At 62.8% G+C, this 16,361-nt stretch carries 16 protein-coding genes and 1 pseudogene; 10 read left to right on the forward strand and 7 right to left on the reverse strand.

Features of this window, described 5'->3' with window-relative positions; all coding sequences use genetic code 11:
- Positions 1-8: 8 nt before the first annotated feature.
- The 4 genes and pseudogenes from NKH91_RS01785 to NKH91_RS01800 form a co-directional block, all read right to left on the reverse strand.
- Positions 9-809: an ABC transporter permease gene (locus tag NKH91_RS01785; protein WP_023720239.1), complete on the reverse strand. Its 801-nt coding sequence runs from the start codon at positions 807-809 to the stop codon at positions 9-11.
- Entirely contained in the window at positions 802-1,722 is a 921-nt protein-coding gene (locus NKH91_RS01790) for an ABC transporter permease (protein WP_023720238.1), read from the reverse strand. The genes NKH91_RS01785 and NKH91_RS01790 overlap by 8 nt, the downstream gene beginning before the upstream one ends.
- Positions 1,722-2,816: an ABC transporter ATP-binding protein gene (locus NKH91_RS01795; RefSeq protein ID WP_352481982.1), complete on the reverse strand. Its 1,095-nt coding sequence runs from the start codon at positions 2,814-2,816 to the stop codon at positions 1,722-1,724. The genes NKH91_RS01790 and NKH91_RS01795 overlap by 1 nt, the downstream gene beginning before the upstream one ends.
- A gap of 139 nt (positions 2,817-2,955) precedes the next feature.
- Positions 2,956-4,622: pseudogene (locus NKH91_RS01800) on the reverse strand (amidohydrolase).
- 140 nt (positions 4,623-4,762) lie between these two features.
- On the opposite strand from NKH91_RS01800, the gene NKH91_RS01805 reads away from it, so the two are divergent.
- Positions 4,763-5,794, forward strand: a complete 1,032-nt coding sequence (locus tag NKH91_RS01805) for a histone deacetylase family protein (RefSeq protein ID WP_352481981.1) — start codon at positions 4,763-4,765, stop codon at positions 5,792-5,794.
- Between the two features lie 21 nt (positions 5,795-5,815).
- On the opposite strand, the gene NKH91_RS01810 is transcribed toward NKH91_RS01805, so the two are convergent.
- On the reverse strand, positions 5,816-7,003 hold the full coding sequence (locus tag NKH91_RS01810) for a TMEM43 family protein (protein ID WP_352845604.1): 1,188 nt from the start codon (positions 7,001-7,003) through the stop codon (positions 5,816-5,818).
- A 524-nt stretch (positions 7,004-7,527) separates the two neighbouring features.
- On the opposite strand from NKH91_RS01810, the gene flaF reads away from it, so the two are divergent.
- From flaF to NKH91_RS01855, 9 genes are all read left to right on the forward strand, one after another.
- Positions 7,528-7,863 carry a flagellar biosynthesis regulator FlaF gene (gene flaF / locus NKH91_RS01815; RefSeq protein ID WP_352481979.1) on the forward strand — a complete coding sequence of 112 codons (336 nt, stop codon included), beginning with the start codon at positions 7,528-7,530 and terminating at the stop codon, positions 7,861-7,863.
- Between the two features lie 172 nt (positions 7,864-8,035).
- Entirely contained in the window at positions 8,036-9,670 is a 1,635-nt protein-coding gene (locus tag NKH91_RS01820; RefSeq protein WP_352845602.1) for an MFS transporter, read from the forward strand.
- Positions 9,671-9,807: 137 nt separating this feature from the next.
- Positions 9,808-10,668, forward strand: a complete 861-nt coding sequence (locus tag NKH91_RS01825; protein WP_352845601.1) for an FAD binding domain-containing protein — start codon at positions 9,808-9,810, stop codon at positions 10,666-10,668.
- Positions 10,668-11,144, forward strand: coding sequence for a (2Fe-2S)-binding protein (locus NKH91_RS01830; protein WP_352845599.1), 477 nt, complete (start codon positions 10,668-10,670; stop codon positions 11,142-11,144). The genes NKH91_RS01825 and NKH91_RS01830 overlap by 1 nt, the downstream gene beginning before the upstream one ends.
- 2 nt (positions 11,145-11,146) lie before the next feature.
- Positions 11,147-13,411, forward strand: a complete 2,265-nt coding sequence (locus tag NKH91_RS01835; RefSeq protein WP_352481977.1) for a xanthine dehydrogenase family protein molybdopterin-binding subunit — start codon at positions 11,147-11,149, stop codon at positions 13,409-13,411.
- A complete protein-coding gene (locus tag NKH91_RS01840; RefSeq protein ID WP_352845597.1) occupies positions 13,411-13,656 on the forward strand; it encodes a MoaD/ThiS family protein in 246 nt (81 codons plus the stop codon). Before NKH91_RS01835 ends, NKH91_RS01840 begins: the two co-directional genes overlap by 1 nt.
- A 277-nt stretch (positions 13,657-13,933) precedes the next feature.
- Complete coding sequence (locus NKH91_RS01845) at positions 13,934-14,143, forward strand: GNAT family N-acetyltransferase (protein WP_352845596.1); 210 nt, start codon at positions 13,934-13,936, stop codon at positions 14,141-14,143.
- 9 nt (positions 14,144-14,152) lie between these two features.
- Entirely contained in the window at positions 14,153-14,356 is a 204-nt protein-coding gene (locus NKH91_RS01850) for a GNAT family N-acetyltransferase (protein WP_352950952.1), read from the forward strand.
- Positions 14,357-14,562: 206 nt separating this feature from the next.
- The gene (locus NKH91_RS01855; protein ID WP_352590613.1) at positions 14,563-15,126 is read left to right on the forward strand and encodes a GNAT family N-acetyltransferase; all 564 of its coding nucleotides are present in this window, start codon (positions 14,563-14,565) and stop codon (positions 15,124-15,126) included.
- 89 nt (positions 15,127-15,215) lie between these two features.
- On the opposite strand, the gene NKH91_RS01860 is transcribed toward NKH91_RS01855, so the two are convergent.
- Both NKH91_RS01860 and NKH91_RS01865 read right to left on the reverse strand, forming a co-directional pair.
- Entirely contained in the window at positions 15,216-15,614 is a 399-nt protein-coding gene (locus NKH91_RS01860) for a GFA family protein (protein WP_352590610.1), read from the reverse strand.
- 225 nt (positions 15,615-15,839) lie between these two features.
- Complete coding sequence (locus NKH91_RS01865; RefSeq protein WP_023720217.1) at positions 15,840-16,292, reverse strand: Lrp/AsnC family transcriptional regulator; 453 nt, start codon at positions 16,290-16,292, stop codon at positions 15,840-15,842.
- Positions 16,293-16,361: the final 69 nt, after the last annotated feature.

Here is a 16,361-nt window from a genome sequence, read left to right on the forward strand (position 1 = left end):
TTTCATGCTCAGTCCCGTTTCCTGCTGATGAAGAAAAACAACGTCACGATGGCGACCGACAAGAGCAGAAACACGGTCGAAATCGCGTTGATTTCAGGCGTTATGCCTCGGCGTATCTGGCCGAGCATGTAGGTTGGCAACGTGTCCTGGCCGCCGGATTTCACGAACTCGGTGATGACGACATCGTCGAGCGAGATGACGAAGGCCAGCATCAGTCCGGCCAGAATGCCGGGCCACAGCAGCGGCAACGTGATGCGACGGAACGTCCGCCACGGCGTCGCATAGAGATCGGCGGCAGCGCGCTCCAGCGTCAGGTCCATGTTCTCCAGCCGTGCCCGGATCGGCAGATAGGCAAAGGGAATGCAAAAGGCCGTATGCGCGGCGATCAGATAGCCGAGACCCGAATAGCCGGTGAATATCTTTATGCGCGAAAAAAAGATCAGCAGCGCCACGCCGGTGACGATCTCCGGCACCATCAGCGGTTGGTTGATCGCCGCATATTTGAAAGTCAGGCCCGGATAGGCTGCCGTGCGCGTTGTCGCGAGCGCCGCCATGGTCGCCGCGATGGTCGCAAGGGTTGCCGCAATGGCGCCGATCTGGAAGGAACGCAGCGTGGCGTCGATCACCTGCGTATTCTGCCAAGCCGACTGGAACCATTTGAGCGAGAAACCGCCCCATTCGGAGGTCGAAGTCGCGGCATTGAAGGCATAGACAACGAGTATGACGATGGGCAGATAGAGCACGACGAAACAGGTCGCGGCGATCGCGGTGAATCCTGGCTGATGCTTGATTGCGAAGCTTCTAGCCATGGCGCATCTCTGAGCGGCCGGCGTTACGCACATAGGCAAGCAGCGCCACCATGACGATGATCATGACGGCGATCGACAGGGCCGAGCCAAGCGGCCAGTTGCGGCCTTGCCCGAACTGCATCTCGATCAGGTTGGAGAGCATCATGGTCTTGCCGCCGCCGAGCAAGATGGGCGTGACATAGGCGCCGAGCGCTGGAATGAAGACGAGGATCGAGCCAGCGATCACGCCGGGCTTGACCAGCGGGAAAATGATGCGTCTGAGCACCTGAAAGCGTGTCGCATAAAGATCGTAGCCGGCCTCGACCAGCCGGAAATCGAGCTTCTCCATGCTGGCATAGATCGGCAGCACCATTAGCGGGAGATAGACATAGGCCATCCCGATAAGGATCGCTGTGTCGGTGAAGAGTATCTGGATCGGCGCGGAAATGATGCCGAGCTTGAGCAGCACTGTGTTGATCAGACCTTCGTTGCGGATGATCTGCAGCACGGCGAACGTTCGGATCAGCAAGTTGGTCCAGAACGGTATGGTGATCAGGAACAGCCAGAGATCGCGCGTCTTCTCGCTGCGCGTCGCCATGAAATAGGCGGTGGGAAAACCAAGCGCCAAGGTGGCGAGCGTGGTCACGATGGCAAGCTTGATCGAGCGCCAGAAAATGGTGACGTGGGCGGCGGCAACCGACAGCGTGTCGTCAAAGATGTCGCGTTCCATGAACACCGAAATCCAGGCCTCCGGCGAAAATTGCCACTTCACGTCGCCATAAGGACCCGGCGTCAGGAGCGAATAGACCAGCACGATCAGCAATGGGCCGGTCGCTGCCAGGAAGATGATCAGCAGGGCCGGCGCCGACAGCAGCCAGCGGTCGCGGATGTCGCGCCGTTCGGCCGCCTTGGCGACTTCTTCCGCGCTCGCCATCAATCCCTCAGCACTTGCGCGGCGTCGTTGCCGATCGAGACGCCGACCTTGTCGCCCCGCTCGAAACCGCAGCCTGCGCTGCGCGTGTTCTGCTGGCGCACGGTGAAGGCTTCGCCGCTGTCCAGTTGGACATGAATATGCGTGTCGGTGCCGAAATAGACGATGTTTTCGACGGTTCCGGAAAGATCGCCCTTGCCGCCGGTCAGCTTTGCGTGTTCCGGCCTGACCACCAGGGTGGCATTCGCCTTCGGCTGGAAGCCCTCAGCCACGGTCGCGTCGATCGTCGCGCCGGACTTGAGTGTCGCACGCGCCTTGCCGTTGTCGATGCCGGTGATGGCAGCGGTCAGGAAATTGGTTTCGCCGATGAAGTCGGCGACGAAGCGCTCGGCCGGCTTGTCATAGATGTCCCAGGGCGTGCCGACCTGCAGGATCTTGCCGGCCGACATCACGGCGATGCGGTCCGACATGGTCAGCGCTTCTTCCTGGTCGTGGGTGACGAAGATGAAGGTGATGCCGGTCTGGTGCTGCAGCCGTTTCAGTTCGATCTGCATTTCCTTGCGCAGCTTGTAGTCGAGTGCCGACAACGGCTCGTCGAGCAACAGCACTTTTGGCTGCGGTGCCAGCGCGCGCGCCAGTGCCACGCGCTGCTGCTGGCCGCCGGAGATCTGGCTGGTGCGGCGGGCACTCAGCGCCTCCATCTTGACCAGCTTCAGCATCTCGGCGACGCGCGCCTTGATTTCGGTCTTCGGCTTGCCCAGCATCTCTAGGCCGAAGCCGATATTCTCGGCCACGGTCATGTGCGGGAACAGCGCGTAGGACTGGAACACGGTGTTGACTGGCCGCTTGAACGGCGGTAGCGGCGCGATGTCGTGCCCGTGCAGCAGGATTTCGCCTTCGCTGGGAAAATCGAAGCCGGCGATCAGCCGCAGCAGCGTCGTCTTTCCGCAGCCCGACGGCCCCAGCAGCGTGAAGAACTCGTTCTCGCGGATCGACACCGAAACCGTGTCGAGAGCGGCGACTTGGGCGTCCCCGGTACCGAACACCTTGCGGACGCCGCGGACCTCGATTGCACTCTTACCCGGTTGATCCGGCACGCATTACCCCATTTTCATGTCCGCTCTTGATGGCGGATCCAGTTCCCATTCGATTGTCAGCATATGCCGGTCGGCTTGGCAACCATGCATCTGGACCTCGGTTCAGAATGCAAGCTCCGTGCCATCGTCAGCGTCATCATCAACCCTGGTAAGTGATCTTGCCGCCGCAGATGGTGCTGACCGGATGCACCTTGTGTAGCAAACCCGGTTCAGTTGCCTCGATACCGGCCGACAGCACCACCAGATCGGCCAGATAGCCTGGTTTCAGCCGGCCTTTGCGGTGTTCCATGAATTCGGCATAGGCACCTTCGACCGTATAACCGGCAAGCGCCTCGATCAGCGAGAAGCTCTGGTCTGGATCGCCCTCTGCCCAAGGCTTGCGCAGCACCGCCGCCTGAATGCCCAAGATCGGGTCGACCCGCGACACCGGCCAGTCGGAAGCGAAGACGACATGCGCGCCCGCCTGTTTCAGTGTCCGCCAGGCATAGCTCAGCGGCCATCTTTCGCGGCCGATGCGCGAAAGCGTCGGCTCCAGCGGGAAGTCCATGGCGCCGGGCGGGTGCGGCGGCTGCATCGAGGCGATGACGCCGAGTTCGGCGAAGCGCGGCACGTCGGCGGCAGTGGTGACCTCGATGTGCTCGACCCGGTGCCGGCTGTCGCGCCTGCCGTTCTTCCGCTGCGCCGCCTCGTAACCGTCGAGAACCGCGCGCACCGCGCCGTCGCCGATCGAATGCACGGCGATCTGCAGGCCGCGCCGGTCGGCCTCCAGCGCCACCTCGGCGAAATGCTCGGGCGTAAACAGCGGCTCACCGCGCCAGCCCGGCCGGTCGGCATAGTCGTCGACCATGACCGCGGTCCAGCCTTCCAGCACGCCGTCGTAAAACATCTTGACCATGCCGGACGACAGCCATTCCGATTGGTAGGAGTTGGCCATGCTCGATGCCTTTTCCAGCACGTCGAGCGTCATGAAATTCTTGAAATGAAAAGGTATCTTGGTGCGGCAGAGCAGCCGCCCTTCCTGTTCCAGCCGGCTAGCAGCTGGAGCTGGTAAAGATTGCCGTCCATGTTCTGGATCGAGGTGATGCCGTGGCGGGCGCACCATTCCAACCCGCGATGCATCAGGTCGCGATCGGCAGCGACTTCGGCGGCGGAAGGGCACGGCTCGGGCTCGCCGCCTGTCGCAAGGCCGAGCCGCACGCGGTTCTGCCCGGAAAGCTCGAGGATCGGCCCGAACGCCTCGCCCTCGCGCAATTCGCCCGCCGCCAGGCCATCCGCTCCCATGACGATCTCGTTGCCGGGACCGAGTTGCTTGCCGTGCAGGATGCCAGCCAGTTCCAGCGCCTTTGTGTTGGCCCACATCGTGTGGTGATCGGAAGCCGACATCGCGAACGGCCGGTCGGCGATGATGCGATCGAGATGATGGCGGGTGACCGGCTCTTCCTTGGAAAGGATAGTGTAGTCGACGCCGGCCCCCAGCAGCAATTTGGCGTTCGGCCGTGCCGCCGCGTAGGCGCGGATCGCGTCGCTCAGCGCATCGAAGCCATGCACACCCTGAAGGTGCAGATTGTCGAGTTCGGCCGCGCCGCCGAAAAGATGCATATGCGCTTCGATAAAGCCCGGCACCACCGACCCGCCTTGCGCATCGATGACCTTCGTGGCCGGCCCTTTCAGCGCCTCGATCGTCCGGCGATCGCCAACCGCCAGGATGTTGCCGTCCTTTATCGCCACCGCTTCGGCCGTCGGATTGCCTTCATCCATGGTCAGCACGCGGGCATTGGTGACGATCAGGTCGGCATTTGAACTCATGATTTCCCACGGTTTGGTTCGCTGCCGGCAGGCTAGACGACCGGCTGCCGTGCCAGCAAGCCATGGCTGGTTGGCCCAGCGCCTTGTGAAGGGCCATGCAGGACGGTTAGGGTCGCCGCGTCTCACCACGGAAAGATTTCATGAAGACTGTTTTTTCGCCTCTCCATGCCGGCCATTCCGGCAATGTCGAACTGATCGCCGGCGCCATCGTGCCGGCTTTTGAAAAGCCCTCGCGCGCCGAGTTCATCAGGGCGCGGGTGGAGAGCGAAAAGCTCGGTCCGATCCTGTCACCGGAAAGTCACGACCTCGCCGCCGCCAAGAAGGTTCATGCCAGCGACTACATCGATTTCCTGCCGACCGTGTGGCCGCTCTGGGAAGCGTCGGGCCGCACCGGTTCGGCCATTCCCTTCACCTGGCCGACGCGCGGCCTGCGCGGCGACGTGCGCCCGAAAGGCATCGATGCGTTGCTCGGCTTCTACTCCTTCGACGGCGGCGCGACTTTTGTCAAAGGCACATGGGACGCTATCAAGTCGTCCTATGATGTCGCGCTGACAGCCGCCGCGCTGGTCAAGGCCGGTGAGCCTTCCGCCTTCGCGCTGTGCCGCCCGCCGGGGCACCATGCAGGGGCGGCCTTCATGGGCGGCTATTGCTTCATCAACAACGCCGCCGTCGTCGCGCAAAGGTTTCGCGACCATGGCGCCGGGCGCGTTTCGATCCTCGACATCGACTATCACCACGGCAACGGCACCCAGGAGATATTCTATCGCCGCGGCGACGTGCAGGTGCTGAACCTGCATGGCGATCCGATGACCGAATATCCGTTCTTTCTCGGCCATGCCGACGAACGCGGCGAGGGCGACGGCGAAGGCTTCAACGACAATTATCCGATGCCCTTCGGCACCGGCTGGGACGTGTGGAACGCCTCACTCGAGGAGGCCTGCACGAGGCTTTCGGCTTATGCTCCTGACGTCGTCGTGGTTTCACTCGGCGTCGACACTTTCGAGAAGGACCCGATCAGCCAGTTCAAGCTGAAAACGGAAAACTATCCCAGAATCGGCCGCCGCATCGCCAGGCTCGGCCTGCCGACGCTGTTCGTCATGGAAGGCGGCTACGCCGTCGAGGAGATCGGCGTCAACGCCGTCGGCGTGCTGACCGGCTTCGAGGACCGCTAGAAGTGCCGCCGGTGCCTGCAATCATGTAGCGGCGCTCGGCGTGGCAAGCGGTGCGGCCTGCCCGCGCGAGCGGCCAAGATAATAGACCGCCGCCGCCGCGATGACGCCGGCGGCCAGGATGCCTGCCGCCAGCACCGGCCGGTACCAGAACCAGGCGATCGCCATCGTCGTCGTGCCGACCAGGATCGCCAGGAAAAAGGCAATGATGCCGGTGCCCATCCGCGCCACGCTGCCGAGCAAAGGAATAATGTCGAGGACGACGCCAATCGGGCTGAGCAGCAGGGCAAAGCCGATGGCCAACAGCAGCAGGCCGGCGGCGCACAGCAGCCAGGTGATAAGCGTGTTCTGGCTGACCGCGTCGGCGAACATCTTTTCCGCCAGCACATTGCCGATGTCGACCATCAGCAACTGGTCGCCGGCCTTTGTCTGGTAGGGTTCGAACCCGCCCGCTGCCTGGCGCGCGACGACGCTGACCAGGCCGAGCGGCGCCAGCTCGTAGCCAATGCGATAGTCGCCCAGCGCCGGCGACGTGGTGTTGAAGCCGAGATAGATCTTTCCGTCGACGATGTTGACCCGCTTGGTGCCGGTATAGGCGGCATCGATGGTAGCCGACTGGTCCGGTGACAGTGAAAATTCCTTGTCGCCGCCGATCAGGTCCAGCACCGGCCGGTCGAGCGTGAAGGCACCGAGCTTGCCGTCCGGGATCTGGAACCTCTTGCTGTGTATCTCCATCGGCGGATTCTCATGGCCGTCCGGCTTCTTGAACTCCGACGAGTTGATCTGGCTGTCGTCCCACACTTTCGAATAGCTGTAGGTTGTCACCGTCTCCTCGCCGCCACCAAGCTTCTTCGTCGTCTCGGATTTCTGTTCTTCTTTCCACTGGTACATCTCGGTGCTGCGCGACAGCCGCAATCCTTGCGCCGAAATGCCAAAGTCCGGATCGGCAAGGCCGCCGCTCGCCGTCACCGCCCCGGTGACATGGACAAGCTTGCCTTCATTGCCAGCATCGATGCTATCGGTGCCAACCGAGATCACCGCGCCCGATCCCTCGGCCAGCGAACGCGCCGTCTGCACGGCGCGACCCTCGTTCCAGAACAGGCCGATCACCATCAGCACGATCAAGAGCAAGCCGAAAACGATCCCGCCGACCCCGCGCTTGATCCGCCCGAACCACGAGACGGACGTTATTTCCTGAATTGAATCGCCCATTGTTTCCCCCAATTCCCCAAAGCCAGTTTCACGAATCCGCGCTCTGTCGCGCAGTGGCATGCAACCGGCGTTACGCCAAACCGAGACAGACGCCCCATCCGTCCCGACAACAGGAGCCTATCGCAATCGACGAATTGCCGATACGGCACACTTGCAGTTGGATCCGACCGCCGCAAAGCACACGGGCGCTTCGAAAATGTACCCTCGGAGCGCCCCGACCGATGGAATTCGTTTCAGTCAAATCGCGTTTGATGTCGGATTCGTCTACGGTTAGATTGTAGCCGAATCAGCCGTTCCTCGGGGGCGCGGCGACCACCAAAACCTCATGTTCCGGAACCATTCCGGAGCCGGATTCGCGCTCCCTGCAACAGGTGCGATTTTGTGCGCGGCGTCGCGTGGTGGTGTCCCTGGTGAAGTGATGCGTATTCGGCAGCTGGCGATGCCAGCATCTGGATCAAATCTCGCAACTCGATCTGTTGAGTTTCCTGACCTGACAACGCCGACGGAGCGGTAGAGCAGCAACGATGTATCAATTCCCCCGAGCCGAAATGCAGACCGCTGCCGGGGCCAGGCATCGGCAGCTTCTTAGCCGTTCGATCCACATGCTGTTGGCGGCGATGGCGGCTGGCCGCGATTCGCTGGAAGCGGCCGAGGCCCTGCATTTCACCAGTCGCGTCTGGACCGCCTTCGTCGAAGATCTCCGCTCTGGCGACAGCGCCCTGCCCACGGAGCTGCGCGCCAATCTCATCTCGATCGGTTTGTGGCTGCTGCGCGAAACCGAAGACATCCGCCAGGGCCGCACCGACAATTTCGAAGGCTTGATCGAAGTGGCGGCGATCGTCAGGGACGGCATGCAGTGAGCCCGCTATGGCGCGCGCGGACGGGCTCCGCGCTCGCTATCTTGTTGTTGGACCATGATCTTTCTCGAGAATGCGTTCGCCCTTTGCGCTGTGATGTTCTATTTTTTGAATCCATGGCTTGAGGGGCCGATTCATCGCAAGAACAAACGCATTTGAGCCCGGGAAAGCATCGATGAACGACGACACACCGGAAAGCGAAAGCGCCTCGGCGCTGGCGCCGTTCCGGCACGGCATCTTCCGGGCGGTGTGGTCCGCCAGCCTCGTCTCCAATTTCGGCGGCCTCATCCAGGGCGTCGGTGCCGCCTGGATGATGACTACGATCGCTACCTCGTCCTACCAGGTCGCATTGGTCCAGGCCTCGACCACTTTGCCGATCATGCTCTTCGCGCTGCTGGCCGGCGCCATCGCCGACAGTTTCAACCGGCGCAAAATCATGCTGATCGCGCAGATCTTCATGCTCGCCGTCTCGGCTCTTCTCACCGTCTTCACCTATCTCGACCTGATGACGCCGTGGACGCTGCTCGCCTTCACCTTCCTGATCGACAGTGGCACCGCGCTCAACAGCCCGTCCTGGCAGGCTTCGGTCGGCGACATGGTGCCTCGTCCCAAGGTGCCGGCGGCGATCGCGCTCAACTCGATGGGCTTCAACCTGACGCGCAGCGTCGGCCCGGCGATCGGCGGCATCATCGTTGCCGCCGCAGGCGCCGCCGCGGCCTTTGCCGTCAACACGCTGAGCTATGTCGGCCTCATCGTCGTGCTGGCCCGCTGGAGGCCGGAACTGCCGGCATCGACCTTGCCGCGCGAGACGCTGGGCGCCGCAATGGGCGCTGGCCTGCGCTACGTCGCGATGTCGCCCAATATCGGCAAGGTGCTGGTCAGGAGCTCGGCCTTCGGCTTCAGCGCCGGCGCGGTCCTGGCACTGCTTCCCCTGGTCGCGCGCGACGTCGTCAAGGGCGACGCCTTGAGCTACGGCATCATGCTCGGCGCCTTCGGCATCGGCGCCGTCGGCGGCGCGCTGACCAGCGTCAGGCTGCGGCAGCTGCTGTCCAGCGAAACCATGGTGCGCATGGCATTCGCCGGTTTCGCGCTCTGCGCCTTCAATGCCGCCGTCAGCGAGAATGCCTGGCAGACGTCACTCGGCCTGCTGGTCGGCGGCGCCTGCTGGGTGACAGCGCTTTCGCACTTCAATGTCACCGTGCAGATGTCGACGCCGCGCTGGGTGGTCGGCCGCGTGCTTTCGGTCTACCAGACCGCAACCTTCGGCGGTATCGCGCTCGGCAGCTGGGTCTGGGGCGTGGTTGCCGACGCCCATGGCGCCGAAGTCGCCCTGATGGCGGCCAGCGTCGCGATGCTGGCGGGAGGCGCCATCGGCCTGCTGCTGCCGCTGCCGCAGCAGGCCGTGCTCAACCTCGATCCGCTCAACCGCTTCCAGGAGCCGCATCTGGCACTTGATCTGAAGCCGCGCAGTGGTCCCATCGCCATCATGATCGAATACGTGATCCGCAACGAGGACGTGCCGGAATTCCTCGCCACCATGGCCGAACGGGGCCGCATCCGCCGGCGTGACGGCGCCCGCAACTGGACATTGGCGCGCGATCTCGAAAATCCCTCGATATGGATCGAGCACTACCACACGCCAACCTGGGTCGAATATATCCGCCACAACAGGCGCGCCACCTACGCCGACGCGGTCATCGGCGAGCGCATAAGGGCCCTGCACAGCGGCAACGAGCCACCCCGCGTCCGCCGCATGATCGAGCGGCCGACGACAGCCGGCACGGCGCTGGTGGGACCGATCGAGCATTAGTGGCCGGCGCGGCGTCCAGTTGGACGAGCAAATGAAATTGCTACGGCTGGCCCAATCCGCGAATGTACGAATGGGATGGCCATTGTGGAGAGACGGTTTATATCAGTTGATGTGATTATGACCACTAAGGGGAGACGATGCGTTACATACGTCCGCTTTCAATTGAAGACGCCGCCGGCCTGTTGGCCGGCTCAGCCGGCACGGCCGCCATCCTTGCCGGAGGCAGCGACCTCTTGGTGAGAATGAAAGGCGGCTTTATCGAACCCGACCTGATCGTCGACATCAAGGCGATCGACGGGCTTGGCGAGATCAGGGAAACAGCCGAGGGCTTCAGCATCGGCGCGGCGGTCCCCTGCGCGGTGCTGGGCGAGAGCAAGGCCCTGAAGAACGCATGGCCCGGCGTCGTCGAAGCGGCCAAGCTGATCGGCTCGAAGCAGGTGCAGGGACGCTGCACCATCGTCGGCAATCTGTGCAACGCCTCGCCGGCCGCCGACAGCGTGCCGGCGCTGGTAGCCGCTGGCGCCAAGGCGGTGGTCGTCGGCCCGGGAGCCAGGCGCACGATTGCCGTGGAAGCGGTACCGACTGGGCCGGGCAAGACGTCGCTGACCAAGGGCGAGATCATCGAGGCAATCCTGCTCGACAAACGTCTGCCGCGTTCGGGCGATGCCTATCTGCGTTTCATTCCGCGCACGGAGATGGACATCGCCGTGGTAAGCGCCGGCGTGAACCTGATGCTCGATGAGCAAGGTCGCGTCAAATTCGCCCGCCTGGCGCTGGGCGCCGTGGCGCCGACGGTGATTCTGGTCGAGGAGGCCGCCGAGGTTCTCATCGGCTCCAAGCTGGACGAAGCCACGCTGGAAAGGCTCGCCAAGGTCTGCTCGGGGGCCTGTCGTCCAATCGACGACAAGCGAGGCACTATCGAATTCAGACGGAAAGTTGCGGGTGTGCTGGCCAAGCGGGCCGCCACGACCGCCTATGCACGTGCAGGAGGCAAATAATGGCTGGTGTGGCAGTATCAACGACAATCAATGGCGACAATGTCGAGTACCTTTGCCAGCCGGACGAGACGCTGCTCGATGTCCTGCGCGATCGCCTGGGGCTGACGGGCGCCAAGGAAGGCTGCGGCACCGGCGACTGCGGCGCCTGCAGCATCATCCTCGACGACCGGCTGGTGTGCTCGTGCCTGGTGCTCGGCGCGGAGGTTGAAGGGCGGCGCATCGAAACCATCGAGGGCATGGCGCATGGCGACAAGCTGCATCCGCTGCAGCAGAAATTCCTGGAACACGCCGCGCTTCAATGCGGCATCTGCACGCCGGGCTTCCTCATGGCGGCCAAGGACCTGTTGGCCAAGAACCCCGATCCAACCGAGGAGGAGATCCGCTTCGGCCTCGCCGGGAACCTCTGCCGCTGCACCGGCTATGACAAGATCGTGCGTGCCGTTCAGGACGCCGCGAGCGTGATGAAGGGAGCATGACGATGAATTTCGATCCACGTTACTCCGGACGCAATTTCACCTCTGTCGGCACGCGTCCCATCCGTCCCGACGGCGTCGACAAGGTGACGGGCCGTGCACGCTATGGCGCCGACTTCAACATGGCCGGGCAACTGGTCGGGCGCGTTCTCAGAAGCCCCCATGCGCATGCCACGATCAGGAAGATCGACACGTCGAAGGCGGAGAAGCTCGCCGGCGTCAAGGCGGTGATCACCGCGGCCGACCTGCCCGACCTCACCGACGGCGATGCCGCCATGTACGACATCCTCGACAACTGCATGGCGCGAAAGAAAGCGCTCTACGACGGCCATGCTGTGGCCGCGGTCGCTGCGGTCGATGCCCGCACGGCGAGGCAGGCACTGAAGCTGATCGAAGTCGACTACGAGGTGCTGCCGCATGTCACCGACGTCGACGAGGCGATGAAGCACTCCTCACCCGTGCTCAACGACGCCATCTTCACCGAGGGCCTTGAGCAAAAGCCCGTCAAGCCTTCCAACGTCACCAAGCGCACCCAGTACGGCCATGGCGACATCCATGAAGGTTTCGGCCAGGCCGATTTCGTCGTCGAACGCTCCTTCAAGACCGAGCAGACGCACCAGGGTTATATCGAGCCGCATGCCTGCGTCGCCAATGTCAGCTCCGACGGCACCGCCGATCTTTGGGTCTGCACGCAAGGGCATTTCGTCTATCGCCAGCACTGCGCCCAGCTGCTTGGCATGGAGGCCTCGAAGCTGCGCGTCACCTCGTCGGAGATCGGCGGTGGTTTCGGCGGCAAGACCCATGTTTGGGCCGAGCCGGTGGCGCTGGCGCTGTCGCGCAAAGCCGGCCGGCCGGTCAAGCTGGTCATGACGCGCGACGAGGTGTTCCGCGCCTCCGGCCCGACTAGCGCCACCTCGATCGACGTCAGGATCGGCGCCCGTAAGGACGGCACGATCACCGCGGCCGAGGCGACGCTGCGCTATTCCTGCGGCCCCTATGCCGGCATGTGGGCTGAGATCGGCGCCATGACCGCCTTTGCCTGCTACAAGCTCGAGAACGTCAGGACGGTCGGCTACGAAGTGCTGGTCAACCGGCCCAAGACTGCGGCCTATCGCGCGCCGTCGGCGCCGATGGCAGCGTTTGCGGTGGAAAGCGCGGTCGACGAGCTGGCCAAGGAGATCGGCATGGATCCGGTCGAGTTCCGGATCAGAAACGCGGCGCAGGAAGGCACCAGATCGTCCTACGGCCCGGTATACGGCCCGATCGGCATCGGCCCGACGCTGGAGGCGGCGAAGAGCCATCCGCACATGAAGGCGCCGCTCGGCAAGAACCAGGGCCGCGGCATGGCCTGCGGCTTCTGGTTCAACTTCGGTGGCCAGACCTGCACCGACCTCAACATCGGCATGGACGGTTCGGTCTCGCTTGCCGTCGGAACCGTTGACGTGGGTGGCTCGCGCGCCTCGCTTTCGCTGGTGGCGGCAGAGGAACTCGGTATCCCCTATGAGCAGGTCAAGGCGGTGGTCGCCGATACCTCCAGCCTCGGCTACAACGATATGACGGACGGCAGCCGCGGCACCTTCTCGTCTTCGATGGCGACGATCTCCGCCGCTCGCAACGCCATCAAGATCCTGCGGGATCGCGCCGCGCAGACGTGGGACATCCCGGTCGACGACGTGGTCTGGGAAAAGGGCCACGCGATCGCTAGGGGCGAGAAGTACGGCAACCTTGCTGCGCTGTCGCTGAAGGAGATCGCGGCCGCTTCCGGAAAGACGGGCGGACCGATCGCCGGCCACAGCGAGCTCGTCGCCGACGGCGCCGGCGTCTCCTTCGCCACCCATATCTGCGATATCGAGGTGGATCCGGAGACCGGCTTCACCAGGGTGCTGCGCTACACCGTCGTTCAGGACGCCGGCAAGGCGGTGCATCCGACCTACGTCGAGGGGCAGTACCAGGGGGGTGCCGCGCAAGGCATCGGCTGGGCGCTCAACGAAGAGTACATCTACGGCAAGGACGGGCGGCTGCAGAACCCTGGCTTCCTGGACTACCGCATCCCGGTCTGCTCGGACCTGCCGATGATCGACACACAGATCCTCGAGATCCCCAACCCTAACCATCCCTACGGGGTGCGCGGCGTCGGCGAGACCTCGATCGTGCCGCCGCTGGCGGCGATCGCCAATGCAGTCTCGAATGCGGTCGGCGTGCGCATGGCGCATATACCGATGTCGCCGCCGCGCATCCTGGCGGCGATCGAGGCGGAACGGGAAGGCTGATGGTTGAAGTAACGCTCTGGGGATCGCTCGGCGCGATCGCCGGAGGCAAGAACAAGGTCGAGATCGAGGCGAAGGATATTCGGGAGCTGTTCAGGAAGCTGGCTGAGCAGTATCCCGGCCTCGAGCCCTACATCGATCGCGGCATCGCCGTCGCTATCGACGGTACGATCTATCGCGACACCTGGTCGAAGGAGCTGCCGGAAGGGGCGGAGATATTCCTGCTGCCGCGTCTTGCCGGGGGATAATTTGGGCTCGACCTCGAGCCGCGCAGCGGCGTCATCGCCATGTGATCGAATATGTCATCCGCAACGAGGACGTGACGACCGCGGCCGCATCCGCCGCCGTGATGGAGCACAGCAGCAATGAGCCACCCCGCGTCTGCCGCATGATCGAGCGTCCGACGACAGCAGGCACCGCGCTAGGCATGCCGAAGCTACGGGCCTACAACGACAACTTCCAAAATCACCCGCTTATTAGGTACTGTCTGGTTCGACCCCCGATTGGCCTGTCCGGATAGACTGAATGATCTCGATTGTAGAATACACCGACTGTCACCTTGACGGGGTTGATGCCCTGTGGCGGGACGCATTCCCCAACGATACACCTTGGAACGCGGCCTACATTTCAATCCCCGAGAAGCTGAGGCATCAGCCGAACCTGCTTTTGGTGGCGATAGAGGCCGATCAGGTCGTCGGATCGATCATGGCCGGGTATGACGGCCATCGAGGGTAGATATCGCGCATCGCTACCCTGCAGTCCCATCGCCAAAAAGGGATCGGCGAGGCCCTCATCCACGAAGCGGAAAGGCGGCTCGCCGGCCTTGGTTGCATAAAGATCAACCTCCAAATTGTCGCTTCCAATTCGACGGTTCTTGGGTTCTACCGAAAGTGCGGATACGAGGTCGAGGAGCGCATAAGCATGAGCAAACTGTTATCGAAAGCTTGAGGTGCTCCGCCGATTAACTCCTCGTCGCGGCTCGACGGCTCAGGTCCATTGGAATCTTGCTGCCGATGATTATTGTGGCAGGCGAATCTCTCCGGGAATCGCGTTGCGGGACACGGCCGACAGCCGAAGCCGGGCGAAGTTCAGCCAACCGGTGGGGCACAAAACGCCCTCCATATGGTCCAATTGCTGGTGCAGTGAGAACATGCATGCAGATCGCATCCAAGCCACGCGTCCGCCTGGCAAGCCGTCAGGAACTGGATGAAATTGGCGGGCTCGTCTCCGACGCCTTCGCATCGTTACGGCCCGTTCTGGCACCGCACATCTTCGAGCCCTACGTCAAGGATGCGCGGGATGTCGCGGGGCGTTGGGCGAAAGCCAGCGTCGCGGTGCTCGAAGTCGAGGGACGCCTCGTCGGGACGGTCACCTACTACGCCGATGCCGCCTTTGACGGCATGGGCTGGCCGCCCGGGCTGGCAGGCCTCAGGACCCTCGCGGTTGCTCCCTCGGCACAGGGCCGCGGATATGGCCGCGCGCTTTGCGAATGGTGCGTCTTGCAAGCGCGTCGGCAGGGCTCGAGCGGCCTTGCGCTTCACACCGCCTCGTTCATGACGTCTGCATGCAAGCTGTATGAGAGCCTTGGCTTCGAGAGACGCCCCGCCCACGACCTTTTCGCATCCGACATTATTGGCTTTGATCCAGCTCTCGGCGATCAGGAGATCATCGCCTACCTGCTGCCGCTCAAGCAGGTCGAGAGCAGCCGCGATCGATAATGTTCGACCGCCGTTGAACGGACGGGGTCATCATCTTGCTTCCGGGTGCTGTCCGCAGCTTCCACCGGTTGTCTCGATGCGAGCAGATCCTAGTCTTTCGTATAGTCAGGCCCAAAACGGGTCGGCAGGTTGTCGGCGAGTTTCAACCAAGGGAGCTTCTCCTCAAAGGCGACATGCAGCGTAGGTGCAAATTTTTCTGGCTCCTCCATCGCTGCCGCAAAAAAATGCATGACATCAGACATGTTCTTTGAGCGGAAGGACAGCGGCGTGCCACAGTGATCGCAAAATGTTCTTTCCACACCGGGAGAAGAGTTGAATACCTTCGGTAGCTTGCCCAGCCATCGCCATTGGCCGTTCAACACGCCAATGTAGGTGGTCATCGGCGCAGAACATTGCCGCCGACAACTTTCACAATGACAGACCACGCAGGCCCGTGCCGGGCCATCGACTTCAAAAGCAATAGCGCCACATAAGCAATGACCACGCATGCAAATTCCCCTTGAGTCAACAAGGACAGCTTCATGCCTGGGCGTGAGGGAGGCGCCACGACATGCGCCGAGCTGGCGCCCAATTCCGACATTCGGCGCCAGCGATTTCCTAGCGTGCGCGACGCGTTCCTTCACTACCGCCTTTGCGGCATATTGAAATGTTCGTAGAGTTTCTTCGCCGGGCCGCTGAATTCACGGCCTAGCAGGTCTATCGCAACCCGAACACTACAGTGGAATTGCGGTCACTTCTTTGGCCGTTCGGATCACGAACATCGTTTGGTATCGCGCGACGTTGCTTCGGTCTCGGAACAGTCGCTCGCATAGCGCATCGAACTCTTCCATATCCGTCAGGCGGAGCATCAGGACGGCGTCGGTTTCGCCGCTCACGCTGTAGGCCTGAGTGACGGCCGGTTCCTGAGCGGCCAACTCGAGAAAGTCCCGCATATACTGCTCGCCATGACGCTCCAGTTCGACGGTGACGATCGCCTTCAAGCCCCGGCCAGCCTTTGCCGGTGCGAGAAGCGCGACAACGCGGCTAATGACGCCGCTTTTCTTCAGTCGTCGTATGCGGCGCAGGCAGCTCGAAGGGGAAAGCCCGACTAACCCCGCCAGTTTGGCGTTCGTTCGTGAGGCATCATCCTGGAGCAGGTTGAGAAGCCTTCTGTCGATCTTGTCCATCTCGGTCGCGCTCATCGTCGGTGTATTGCAATTTTATTGCACGTAATCGCAAACTTTGACCACAAATGC

The organism is Mesorhizobium sp. M0894 (genome assembly GCF_040319725.1).
Lineage (GTDB): Bacteria > Pseudomonadota > Alphaproteobacteria > Rhizobiales > Rhizobiaceae > Mesorhizobium.